Genomic DNA, 10939 nt, shown 5'->3' on the forward strand with positions numbered 1-10939 from the left:
TCGGACGCAGTGACTACCGCTCGAAGGTCCCGAAGGTTGCGGTGCGCCAACGTAAAGAGTTGGCAATGCGTCGCATAATCGGGTCCGGATAAAATCGGGCAAACAGCATTCGCGTGTGAGGGCTCGAACCTCGTAAAGCCCTTTGTTCCCAAGGGCTTTGCGACATGCGCGAAGGGTCCCGCGAACATCCGCCACAGGTGTCACCGCACGGCGATCACCGTGCCCCCTTCGGGTGATCGGCCGCACTACTGCCCAGTGACGATTCGGACCTCACCGGCGGGCCCGGAGCCCGCGCCGACGCCGCCGGATTCGGCTCCGGAGTCATTCGCGGCACCGTCGGACCCGGTATTTTGGCTCACTTCGGACTTCTGTGGACCGGCCTCCTTCTTTCGCCATCCATGCCCGGTATCCACAGAATCCACAGGATCCACAGATTCCGCTGAATCCCCGGAATTCGAAGAGGAATCCGCAGAATCCCCGGTGGACGGGGTGTACGTGCCGTAACCGTCACCCCCTGCCCGCCACTCACGGCCCGCGTACGAGACCCGCTCGATGCGCAGCGCGGAGGCGTGGGCCACCGCCCAGTGGGCCAGCTCCCAGCCCCGCCGCGGCGCGCCACCGTCCGGCGCGACCGCGTCCGGCCCCGCCGCCACGTCCGGCACCGGTACGCGGACCACGCCGCCCTCCGCCGCGCCGCCCCTCGACAGGGCGCCCTTCGGCAGGACGTCCGCCCCGAAGTCCCGCACCAGCGCCCGGCGCACCCGGTCCGGGCCGCCGGGGTCCGTGCCGGGCCGCCCCTCACAGGTGAGGGCCGCGGGCGCCCGGCCCGTGAGCGCGGCGGCGAGCAGGGCGGCGTCCGGCTCGTGCTTGGCGTACGCCTGCGGGAAGCCGCTGCGCTGGACGCGCTGCGCGGCCACCGTCAGGGGCAGCCGCGAATAGCCCGGGACCTCGTCCAGACGGGCGTAGAACCGCCCGGCCGCGTACACCGGGTCCATGACCTGGCGCCGGGTGCCCCAGCCCTGCGAGGGCCGCTGCTGGAACAGGCCCAGCGAATCGCGGTCGCCGTGGCGGATGTTGTGCAGCCCGGACTCCTGCAGCGCGGTCGCGAGGGCGATCGTCACGGCGCGCTCCGGCATCCCGCGCCGGGTGCCGACGGCCGCGACCGTCGAGGCGTTCACGGCCTGCTCCGCGCTCAGTTCGTACGTGGCTCCGTCGCCGTCGCCCGACGCCACCGCGCACCGGGGCTCCGGCTCTCCGGACACGTACTGCAGCACCCCATAGGCCACGACCGCGAGCAGGACGGCCACGGCCGTCCCGATGCGGGGGAGGCGGCCGCGTCGTGCGGAGGCGACGGTTCCGGACACGCGCCCCAAGGTACTGGAGCGGAGAGTTAGGGTCGGAGTCATGGACCGGACGCCAGCTCACACCGCCGCCACGCCCGCCCCGGCGGGCGCGGCCCCGCTCGACCTCACGCTCGACGCCGCCGCGCTGACCGCCGCGCTCGTCGACTTCCCGTCGCCGAGCGGTGAGGAGAAGGCGCTCGCCGACGCCATCGAGACCGCGCTGCGCGCGCTGCCGCACCTGACGGTCGACCGGTTCGGCAACAACGTGGTGGCCCGCACGCACCTGGGCCACGCCGAGCGCGTCGTCCTCGCGGGCCACATCGACACCGTGCCGATCGCGGACAACGTCCCCTCGCGCCTGGACGAGGACGGCATGCTGTGGGGCTGCGGCACCTGCGACATGAAGGCGGGCGTCGCGGTCCAGCTGCGCATCGCCCAGACGGTCACCGAGCCGAACCGCGACCTCACCTTCGTCTTCTACGACAACGAAGAGGTCGCCGCGCACCTGAACGGCCTCGGGAAGGTCGCCGAGGCCCACCCCGACTGGCTGGCGGGCGACTTCGCGGTCCTCCTCGAGCCCACCGACGGGCAGGTCGAGGGCGGTTGCCAGGGCACCCTGCGGGTCTTCCTGAAGACGAAGGGCGAGCGGGCGCACTCCGCGCGCGCGTGGATGGGCTCCAACGCGATCCACGCCGCCACCCCGATCCTGGAGAGGCTGTCCGCGTACGAGCCGCGCAAGCCCGTCGTCGACGGCCTCCAGTACCACGAGGGCCTCAACGCGGTCCGCATCGAGGGCGGCGTCGCCACCAACGTCATCCCCGACGAGTGCACCGTCGTCGTCAACTTCCGCTACGCGCCCGACCGCACCCCCGAAGAGGCCGAGGCCTTCGTGCGCGAGTACTTCGCCGACTGCGGCGTCGACGAGTTCATCGTCGACGACCACTCCCCGGGCGCCCGGCCCGGCCTCACGCACCCCGTGGCGGCGGCCTTCATGGAGTCGGTCGGCGGCGAGGCCCGGCCCAAGTACGGCTGGACGGACGTCGCCCGCTTCAGCGCCTTCGGCGTGCCCGCCGTCAACTACAGCCCGGGCAACCCGATCCTCGCCCACAAGGTCGACGAGCGCGTCCAGGCGTCCCAGATCCCGCAGGCCGAGGCCCGGCTGCGCGCCTGGCTGACCACCTGACCCGGGCCCGCGCCCTGACGCGGCCTTCCGACTTCTGGAGTTACGCCCCGCGTAACGCCCGTAGACCTACGCTGAAGTGGCACAACGAGTGAGTTGAGCGCGGCCGTGCGGGTGGGCCGGGGTCGACCGGCAGTGGAAGGGGATGTTCATGGGCAATCCGGAAACGCAGGGTCCGCCGGAGGAGCAGCACCTGGGGCCGGTGGTGCGGCGGCGCGATCAGATCACGCCCGGTACCACTGACCAGCGGCTCCTCGACACCGAGGGCGACACCGAGTGGGTGCACACCGACCCCTGGCGGGTCATGCGCATCCAGTCCGAGTTCGTCGAGGGCTTCGGCGCCCTCGCCGAACTCCCCAGCGCCATCAGCGTCTTCGGCTCCGCCAGGACCAGGCCGGGCTCCGCCGAGTACGAGGCCGGGGTGCGGATCGGCAAGGCGCTCGTCGACGCGGGCTTCGCCGTCATCACCGGGGGCGGGCCCGGCGCCATGGAAGCCGCCAACAAGGGGGCCCGCGAGGCCGACGGCATCTCCGTCGGCCTCGGCATCGAGCTGCCCTTCGAGCAGGGGCTCAACCCCCACGTCGACATCGGCGTCAACTTCCGCTACTTCTTCGTCCGCAAGACCATGTTCGTGAAGTACGCCCAGGGGTTCGTCGTCCTGCCCGGCGGGCTCGGCACCCTCGACGAACTCTTCGAGGCCCTCACCCTCGTCCAGACCCGCAAGGTCACCCGCTTCCCCATCGTCCTGTTCGGCACCGCCTACTGGGGCGGCCTCGTCGACTGGCTCCGCGACACCGTGGTCGCCCAGGGCAAGGCCTCCGAGAAGGACCTCCTCCTGTTCCACGTCACGAACGAGGTGGAGGAGGCGGTGGCGCTGGTGACGAAGGAAGTGGGCCGCTGAGGCGGTGCCCTCGCGGGGCGCCCCAGACCCGCCCCTTTCCCGAAACTGGGGCTCCGCCCCAGACCCCGCTCCTCAAACGCCGGAGGGGCTAAGACTTTGCCGCACGCACACCCTTCTAGCCCGTCCGGCGTTTGAGGACGAGGCGCGGAGCGCCGATACGGGGTCCGGGGCGGAGCCCCGGTTTCGGGAAAGGGCGGGACTGGGGAAAGCCCCGCAGGGCCCTACGCCAGCCCCCTCCGGGCCACCGCCGGAGGCCGGTGCCCGGCGATGGTGGCGACCATGTCGACGACCTGACGGGTCTCGGCGACCTCGTGGACGCGATACACCTGCGCCCCCAGCCACGCGGACACAGCGGTCGTGGCCAACGTCCCCACCACCCGCTCCTTGAGCGGAGTGTCCAACGTCTCCCCGACGAAGTCCTTGTTGGAGAGGGAGACGAGCACGGGCCACCCCGTGTCGACGAGTTCCCCGAGCCGCCGCGTGGCCTCGAGGGAGTGCCGCGTGTTCTTCCCGAAGTCGTGCCCGGGATCGATGAGCACGGACTCCCGGGGCACCCCGAGCGCGACGGCCCGCTCGGCGAGCCCGACGGTCACGCGGAGGATGTCGGCGACGACGTCGTCGTACTCGACGCGATGGGGCCGCGTACGCGGCTCGGCGCCACCCGCGTGGGTGCAGACGAGCCCCACCCCGTACCGCGCGGCGACCTCGGCGAGCTTCGGATCGACCCCGCCCCACGCGTCGTTGAGCAGATCGGCCCCGACGTCGCAGACGGCCTCGCCGACCTCGTGCCGCCAGGTGTCGACGCTGATGACGACGTCGGGGAAACGCCGCCGCACCTCGGCGACGAAGCCGACGGTCCGGCGCGCCTCCTCCTCGGCGGTGACCTCCTCGCCGGGCCCGGCCTTGACCCCGCCGATGTCGATGATCGCGGCACCTTCGGCGACGGCCTGCTCCACGCGCGCGAGGGCGGGTTCGTCGTGGAACGTGGCCCCCTGGTCGTAGAAGGAGTCCGGGGTCCGGTTCACGATCGCCATGATCACCGGCTCGTGCGCGTCGAACTCGCGCCTGCCCAGCTTGAGCATCCCCTGTGAGCCTCCTTGTTGTTCCTCGGTCCGGCCTCGCGGTCCGGCCGCCTGCGACCTTAACTGTCACAGCCGCATGGCACGATCGGAGCCAGACAGTTTCCGTGTCGGCCGCGAAGCGGCCGGCATCCGAGCGTGGGGACCGCAGAGATGGTCATGTTCCTGTTCCTGGTCGTCGCCCTCGTCGTCGTGGTGGGCGCGGTGACCCTGGCGGTCCTCGGCGGCGGGGAGAGCGGCGCGCTGCCCGAGGCGGCGCCGGAGCGGCTGACCGACCCGCTGCCGCCGGACCGCCCGCTGCGCCGCGCCGACGTGGAGGCGGTGCGCTTCCCGATGACGGTTCGCGGCTATCGCATGGTGGACGTGGACGAGTGCCTGGACCGGATCGCCGCCGAGCTGGCGGAGCGGGACGCCCGCATCGCCGAGCTGGAGTCGGCGCTCGCGGGCGCGCAGGCGACGGCGGTCGGCGGTCCCGGCCTCTTCAAGAAGTACGACGCGGCGGAGCGCGGGCAGGACCGGCCCGGCGCCCCGGAGCCGACGGACGAGCGACCGGAGGACGGCAGATGAGCGGCGGCGCGATCCCGGGCCCGGACGGCGGCCTGCGCTGCCCCTGGGGCCTGTCCACGGAGGACTACGTGGCGTACCACGACGAGGAGTGGGGCCGCCCGGTGCACGGCGACGACGCGCTGTTCGAGCGCGTGTCCCTGGAGGCGTTCCAGTCGGGCCTGTCGTGGATCACGATCCTGCGCCGCCGCGAGGGCTTCCGCGCCGCGTTCTCCGGCTTCAAGATCGCCGCGGTCGCGGAGTTCGGGGACGCGGACCGGGAGCGGCTGCTCGCCGACGCGGGCATCATCCGCAACCGCGCGAAGGTGGACGCGACGATCTCCAACGCGCGCGTGCTCGCCGACTGGCCCGCCGGTGAACTGGACGAGCTGATCTGGTCGTTCGCCCCGGACCGGGCGTCGCGCCCGGCGCCGCGGACCCTCGCGGACGTGCCCGCGGTCACGGACGGGTCGACGGCCCTGTCCAAGGCGCTGAAGAAGCGCGGCCTCCGCTTCGTCGGGCCCACCACGGCGTATGCCCTGATGCAGGCCTGCGGCCTGGTGAACGACCACCTCGCGGACTGTGTGGTCCGCGAGGCGGGCGGAGTCTGAGGCCCGGGGCGCTCGGGGCCCGGGGTGCTCGGAGCCCGGGTCGCTCAGCGGCCGAGGTACTTGGGCTTGGCCTTGTCGAGGAAGGCCTTCACGGCGATCGTGTGGTCCTCGGAGGCGCCCGCCCGGGTCTGCAGCTCGTCCTCCTTGCCGAGTGCCTCCTCCAGGGTGTGCCCGGCGGCGTACGCGAGCGACTCCTTGATCGCCGCGTACGCCAGGGTCGGGCCCTCGGCCAGCGCGCGGGCCGTCTTCAGAGCCGTCTCCGCGAGCTCGGCGGCGGGCACGACCTGGTTGGCGATGCCCAGGTCGTACGCCTCCTGCGCCTTGATGCCGCGCGGGAAGAGCAGCAGGTCGGCGGCGCGGCCAGGGCCGATGAGGCGCGAGAGGGTCCAGGAGACCCCGGAGTCGGCGGTCAGCGCGACGCCCGCGAAGGACGTGTTGAACGACGCCGTGTCCGCGACGATCCGGTAGTCCGCGGCGAGGGCGAAGCCGAAGCCCGCTCCGGCCGCCACGCCGTTGACCCCGGCGACGACCGGCTTGGGCATGCCGGTCAGGGCCCGCACGATCGGGTTGTAGTGCTCACGCACCGTGCTCATGGTCTGCCCGGAGCCGGTCTCGCGGTCCTCCTGCAGCAGGCCCACGTGCTCCTTGAGGTCCTGGCCGACGCAGAAGGCGCGTCCGGTGGCGGTGAGCAGCACCGCGCGCACGGCGGGGTCCGCCGCGGCCGAGCGCGCCGCCTCCCGGAGGGCGACCTTGGCCTCGACGTTCATCGCGTTCATCGCGTCGGGGCGGTTCAGCGTGATCGTCGCGAGTCCGTCGCTCACCTCGTAGAGCACGGTGTCGGCCATGGTGGGTCCCCTCCGCTGTCCTGTGGTCCGCTGTGGTGTGGTCCGCTGCCCGGTGGGCTTCGGGCCCAGCATGACCTAGATCATCGGCCCTCGGTACGCCGCCGCCGATGTGACCTGCGTCAAAGTGCGCGGGGCGGGAGAAGCGTGTGGGGCGGCGAAGTATTGCAGTCACATCGCCGAATTGGGTGGTTTTGCGGACGCGCGTTGCGCAAGCGATGCCGACTGATGTTGGTCATCGGGTCCCGCGATGCGGGATAATGACCTGGAAGCAATGTGTTCGATGCCGCTGACACCTGGGTTGTCGGCTGCGACAAGCTGGTTTCAGGAAGGGGAACGAGCATGGCGGCCATGAAGCCGCGGACGGGCGACGGCCCGCTCGAGGTGACCAAGGAGGGGCGGGGCATCGTCATGCGCGTTCCGCTCGAAGGCGGCGGTCGACTTGTCGTCGAACTGACCCCCGACGAGGCCGACGCCCTCGGCGACGCCCTGAAGAAGGTTGTCGGCTGACGCGAAAGCGCCCACACTGTTCACCGTGTTTTTGCACTGCCCCGGCATCGTACGACGAGCCGGGGCAGCGCTGTGTACGGGGGCCGAAGGCATACGTGGGCTTGACGGGGGAGGGGCTCACGCGGGCCCTGCGGCCTGCGTGAACGTCCGGATTCCGCCGGGGTGAAAGGCCTGAATCGCCGGGTCGGCGGTGGCTGGCGGCCAGCGCCTGACGGCCAGCGCCTGAGGCCAGCGCCTGAGGCCAGCGCTTGGCGGCTAGCGCTTGACGGCGCAGAGGAGGCCGTCGCCCACCGGGAGCAGCGACGGCACCAGGTCCTGGCTCTCGCGGACGGCCCGCAGCAGCTCACGCAGCCGCAGCACCTCCACGGGCTGCGGTCCCGAGTCCACGGTGCGGCCGTCCGCGAAGACGCCCTCGAAGCAGACCAGGCCGCCCGGACGGAGCAGGCGCAACGATTCAGCGAGGTAGTCGAGGCACTCCGTGCGGTCGCCGTCGCAGAACACCAGGTCGTAGCCGCCGTCCGCGAGGCGGGGCAGTACGTCGAGGGCGCGGCCGGGGATGAAACGGGCGCGGTTGCCCGCGAAACCGGCGGCGCGGAAGGCCGTGCGGGCGAACTGCTGACGCTCCGGCTCCGGATCGACCGTGGTCAGGACGCCGTCGGGGCGCATTCCGTGCAGCAGGTGGATGCCCGACACTCCCGTGCCCGTACCGATCTCGGCGACCGCCTTGGCGTCCACGGTGGCGGCGAGCATGCCAAGAGCGGCACCGGTGCCGGGGGACACCGAGCGCAGCCCGGCTTCCCGCGCCCGGTCCCGGGCCCAGCGCAGCGCCTCGTCCTCGGCGACAAAGGCGTCGGCGAACGCCCAGCTCGTCTGCCGGTTGCCGGTAATGGCCCTCTCCTGTCCCCGTGGTTGCCTGGCCGTGACTGTATCCGTTGGGGCCGGGAACCCGCAGATGGGACCGTGCGTTTAGAAGGGGTGTGAGGACAGCGGGGGCATAGACATGGATCTGGAACTCAAGTCGGCTCGCGGAGTTTGCGTGACGCAGACCCGACGGGCCGGGTACGGCAAGTGCCAAGTACCAAATTCACGTAAAAACGCTTATCCGGAGCTAACGGGCGAGGTGGTTATGGTAGGGGCTCCACTGGACACCACCAGAGCCGACAGGGGAGGTGCGGCTGCGCGCGCAGATCAGAGAAGGCCGCTGAGGCGCTTTCTCGGATTGGCGGGCAAGCCGAAATCCGTGACCGACACCGCTGACCGTTCCCGCGCCACCGACTCCGCTCAGACCGCGACCTTTGCCGCTGACGCGGAATCGCAGGCGTGGACTCCTCCCACCTGGGAAGAGATCGTCAGCACGCACAGCGGCCGCGTCTACCGCCTCGCCTACCGTCTGACGGGCAACCAGCACGACGCCGAGGACCTCACGCAGGAAGTCTTCGTCCGCGTCTTCCGCTCGCTCTCGACGTACACGCCCGGCACGTTCGAGGGCTGGCTGCACCGCATCACCACGAACCTCTTCCTGGACATGGTGCGCCGCAAGCAGCGCATCCGGTTCGACGCCCTGGGTGACGACGCCGCCGAGCGCCTCCCCAGCCGCGAGCCGTCCCCCCAGCAGGTGTTCAACGACACCCACTTCGACGCGGACGTCCAGCAGGCGCTCGACACCCTCGCGCCCGAGTTCCGTGCCGCCGTCGTCCTGTGCGACATCGAAGGCCTTTCGTACGAGGAGATCGCCGCGACCCTGGGCGTCAAGCTCGGTACGGTCCGCAGCCGTATCCACCGCGGTCGCTCCCAGCTCCGCAAGGCCCTCCAGCACCGTTCGCCCGAGGCCCGCGCCGAGCGCCGCTCGCTGGCCGTGAGCGGAGCCGTGGCGCTGGGAGGAGGGGGCGCGACCGCGTGAGTGGATCACGGTCCAATCCTGCCGAGCGGCATCTCGCCGAGCAGCACCTGGGGGACCGGCTCGCCGCGCTGGTCGACGGTGAGCTCGGTCATGACGCGCGTGAGCGAGTGCTCGCGCATATCGCGACCTGTCCGAAGTGCAAGGCCGAGGCCGACGCGCAGCGCCGCCTCAAGAACGTCTTCGCGCAGACCGCGGCGCCGCCCCCCAGCGAGAGCTTCCTCGCCCGCCTCCAGAGCCTTCCCGCCACCGACATCGACGACATCGGCCGGTCCGGCGGCCCGCGCACGCCCGTCGACGACGGCTTCGCCACCGGGTCGTCGGAGTCCACCGGTCTGCCCCAGGGCGGTGTCTTCAGCATCCGCGGGGGAAGACCCGAGCCCTTCGTCGGGTACGTCCCGTCGGGCGCCCACGCCGCGGTGCTGCCCAGTGAGCAGCGTGGCTTCCGTATCCATGACGTCGGCCGGCCCGAGGCCGAGCGGTCCGTCTGGCTCGGCCGACGGTTCGCGTTCGCCGCGGCCGGGGCGGTGTCGCTGGCCGCGATAGCGCTCGGCGGGGTCACGATGGGCACGCCCCTGACCGCGGGCGAGCAGCGCGCGGGCGGCGTCGGCGCGGCCAACAGCAACGCCTCGCCCCTGCGTTCCCCGAGCACGGCCAACACCGCCGTGCCCGACTCCGTGCGGCGTCGCGGCGCCAATCCGCTCTCCGTCCAGGGGCCGCGGTCCCCGGCACTCGCGCCCACCACGGCCGCGGCGCCCCTCCTGGCAGGCGCCCGTCTGCGCCCCGGGCACGGGCCCGACGCCCCGCAGGTCACGGCCCCGCTCCTGGCCGGGGCGGGCGTCATGTCCCCGCTGGTGCGGGCCGTCGCCGACGAGTCCCGCGACGGCACCCCCCAGGGCCTCACCCTGAACGCCACCGTGGACTCCACCGTGGACTCCACCCCCAAGGCCACCCCCAGGCCCGACCCGTTGTACGGCAGACAGTTCCACTGACGGCCCACCACCCCCTTCACCGACGTGAGCTGCACGTCGGTGCGCCATACCTGGTTGAATCCTCGGTGGGCCGTGCCCGCCGAGGATCCGGCGGACCCGGCGACAAGCACGTAACCGGCGTCCGCCGCGGGCCAGTTGTGGGGAGAGCATGGACGAGCCGAACGTTGGCACTGGGCCTGAGGGACGTGACTCCCTGGCCGGGACGTCCGGCGGGACGCTCTCTGGCGGGGCGGTTTCTGGCGGGGCGATCTCTGGCGGGGCGCCTCGGGGGGTGGTGGCCCCGGGTGGGGAGCCGCGCGACGGGGTGGCCCCTGGCGGGGAGCTTCGGGATGCGGTGGCCCCGGGTGAGGGTTCTCGGGACGCGGTGGCCGACCGTGCTGCCTCCGTGCCCGCCGACGCCGACCGTGCTGCCTCCGTGCCCGCCGACGCCGACCGTGCTGCCGCCGCGTCCGCCGACGCCGCCCCCAGCGCCCCCGCGCCCGCCGACGCAACATCTGCTGCTCCCGCCAGCGCTGCCCCCGCTGGTGCCGCGTTCGCCGACGCCGCCCCCGTCGACCGTGCCCCCACCGACCGCCCCCGCCCCCTGCACGACCCCGACCCGTACGGCACGCCGCCCTACGGCGAGCCCGGGCCCTGGGCCCCCGCCCCGCCCGTGCAGCACCCCGTGGCGACCCCGGCGCAGGGCACCCCCGTCTACGGAACCCAGGGCCACGGCGCCCCCATACCCGGCGCCCCGCCCTCCGGCGCCCCCACGCACGGCACGCCCCCGCCCGGAGTCCCGTACCCCGGCACCCAGGGGCACGGCCCGCAAACTCCCGGCATGCCTGCCCACGGCACTCCCGCGCAGGGCACCCCGACCCACGAGGTCCCCCCGCACGGCACCCCGGCCCCCGGCCCCATGCACCAGGGCATGCCCACGCCCGGCGCCGCTCAGCAGCCCGCCTCGGCCCACGGGACTCCCGTGCCCGGCACCCCGGATTCCGGTGTGCCCCAGCAGGCCGCTGCCCAAGGTCACGTGCCGCACAGCCACGGGGCCCCGCC

11 protein-coding genes and 1 pseudogene are annotated in these 10939 nt (G+C 72.7%); 8 read left to right on the plus strand and 4 right to left on the minus strand.

Going from position 1 to position 10939, the window contains the following annotated elements; all coding sequences use genetic code 11:
• Positions 1-245: 245 nt before the first annotated feature.
• Positions 246-1406: a heavy metal transporter gene (locus ACFVHO_RS20125; RefSeq protein ID WP_385716127.1), complete on the minus strand. Its 1161-nt coding sequence runs from the start codon at positions 1404-1406 to the stop codon at positions 246-248.
• On the opposite strand from ACFVHO_RS20125, the gene dapE reads away from it, so the two are divergent.
• Together dapE and ACFVHO_RS20135 are read left to right on the plus strand one after the other, a co-directional pair.
• Complete coding sequence (gene dapE, locus ACFVHO_RS20130) at positions 1405-2526, plus strand: succinyl-diaminopimelate desuccinylase (RefSeq protein ID WP_385716130.1); 1122 nt, start codon at positions 1405-1407, stop codon at positions 2524-2526. The two genes, ACFVHO_RS20125 and dapE, sit on opposite strands and share 2 nt — an antisense overlap.
• Before the next feature lie 148 nt (positions 2527-2674).
• A complete protein-coding gene (locus tag ACFVHO_RS20135; RefSeq protein ID WP_385716133.1) occupies positions 2675-3424 on the plus strand; it encodes a TIGR00730 family Rossman fold protein in 750 nt (249 codons plus the stop codon).
• A gap of 221 nt (positions 3425-3645) precedes the next feature.
• Here ACFVHO_RS20135 and folP read toward each other — a convergent pair whose 3' ends face one another.
• The gene (gene folP, locus ACFVHO_RS20140; protein WP_385716136.1) at positions 3646-4506 is read right to left on the minus strand and encodes a dihydropteroate synthase; all 861 of its coding nucleotides are present in this window, start codon (positions 4504-4506) and stop codon (positions 3646-3648) included.
• A gap of 150 nt (positions 4507-4656) precedes the next feature.
• On the opposite strand from folP, the gene ACFVHO_RS20145 reads away from it, so the two are divergent.
• Positions 4657-5070 carry a DivIVA domain-containing protein gene (locus ACFVHO_RS20145; RefSeq protein WP_385716299.1) on the plus strand — a complete coding sequence of 138 codons (414 nt, stop codon included), beginning with the start codon at positions 4657-4659 and terminating at the stop codon, positions 5068-5070.
• Positions 5067-5657, plus strand: coding sequence for a DNA-3-methyladenine glycosylase I (locus ACFVHO_RS20150; protein ID WP_385716139.1), 591 nt, complete (start codon positions 5067-5069; stop codon positions 5655-5657). Before ACFVHO_RS20145 ends, ACFVHO_RS20150 begins: the two co-directional genes overlap by 4 nt.
• A 44-nt stretch (positions 5658-5701) precedes the next feature.
• On the opposite strand, the gene ACFVHO_RS20155 is transcribed toward ACFVHO_RS20150, so the two are convergent.
• Positions 5702-6502 (minus strand): enoyl-CoA hydratase/isomerase family protein, encoded by an 801-nt coding sequence (locus ACFVHO_RS20155; protein WP_385716142.1) that lies wholly within the window; start codon positions 6500-6502, stop codon positions 5702-5704.
• Between the two features lie 339 nt (positions 6503-6841).
• On the opposite strand from ACFVHO_RS20155, the gene ACFVHO_RS20160 reads away from it, so the two are divergent.
• A complete protein-coding gene (locus tag ACFVHO_RS20160; protein ID WP_003966491.1) occupies positions 6842-7009 on the plus strand; it encodes a DUF3117 domain-containing protein in 168 nt (55 codons plus the stop codon).
• 255 nt (positions 7010-7264) lie between these two features.
• Here the strand turns inward: ACFVHO_RS20160 and ACFVHO_RS20165 are convergent, their stop codons facing one another.
• Entirely contained in the window at positions 7265-7963 is a 699-nt protein-coding gene (locus ACFVHO_RS20165) for an O-methyltransferase (RefSeq protein ID WP_380857996.1), read from the minus strand.
• Between the two features lie 172 nt (positions 7964-8135).
• On the opposite strand from ACFVHO_RS20165, the gene sigE reads away from it, so the two are divergent.
• The 3 genes and pseudogenes from sigE to ACFVHO_RS20180 form a co-directional block, all read left to right on the plus strand.
• Complete coding sequence (sigE, locus tag ACFVHO_RS20170; RefSeq protein ID WP_385716145.1) at positions 8136-8909, plus strand: RNA polymerase sigma factor SigE; 774 nt, start codon at positions 8136-8138, stop codon at positions 8907-8909.
• Positions 8906-9898: an anti-sigma factor family protein gene (locus tag ACFVHO_RS20175; protein ID WP_385716149.1), complete on the plus strand. Its 993-nt coding sequence runs from the start codon at positions 8906-8908 to the stop codon at positions 9896-9898. Before sigE ends, ACFVHO_RS20175 begins: the two co-directional genes overlap by 4 nt.
• 364 nt (positions 9899-10262) lie before the next feature.
• Positions 10263-10939 (plus strand): annotated as a pseudogene (locus ACFVHO_RS20180) (protease); the annotation flags it as partial.

It is taken from the genome of Streptomyces sp. NPDC127108 (assembly GCF_042677545.1).
Taxonomy (GTDB): Bacteria; Actinomycetota; Actinomycetes; order Streptomycetales; family Streptomycetaceae; genus Streptomyces.

Excerpts from the sequence above, each read along its gene's own strand:
- ACFVHO_RS20145 (WP_385716299.1), top strand. The coding sequence starts at position 4,657 with ATGGTCATGTTCCTGTTCCTGGTCGTCGCCCTCGTCGTCGTGGTGGGC.
- folP (WP_385716136.1), bottom strand. The coding sequence starts at position 4,506 with ATGCTCAAGCTGGGCAGGCGCGAGTTCGACGCGCACGAGCCGGTGATC.
- ACFVHO_RS20150 (WP_385716139.1), top strand. The coding sequence starts at position 5,067 with ATGAGCGGCGGCGCGATCCCGGGCCCGGACGGCGGCCTGCGCTGCCCC.
- ACFVHO_RS20155 (WP_385716142.1), bottom strand. The coding sequence starts at position 6,502 with ATGGCCGACACCGTGCTCTACGAGGTGAGCGACGGACTCGCGACGATC.
- ACFVHO_RS20125 (WP_385716127.1), bottom strand. The coding sequence starts at position 1,406 with ATGACTCCGACCCTAACTCTCCGCTCCAGTACCTTGGGGCGCGTGTCC.
- sigE (WP_385716145.1), top strand. The coding sequence starts at position 8,136 with ATGGTAGGGGCTCCACTGGACACCACCAGAGCCGACAGGGGAGGTGCG.
- ACFVHO_RS20135 (WP_385716133.1), top strand. The coding sequence starts at position 2,675 with ATGGGCAATCCGGAAACGCAGGGTCCGCCGGAGGAGCAGCACCTGGGG.
- ACFVHO_RS20160 (WP_003966491.1), top strand. The coding sequence starts at position 6,842 with ATGGCGGCCATGAAGCCGCGGACGGGCGACGGCCCGCTCGAGGTGACC.
- dapE (WP_385716130.1), top strand. The coding sequence starts at position 1,405 with ATGGACCGGACGCCAGCTCACACCGCCGCCACGCCCGCCCCGGCGGGC.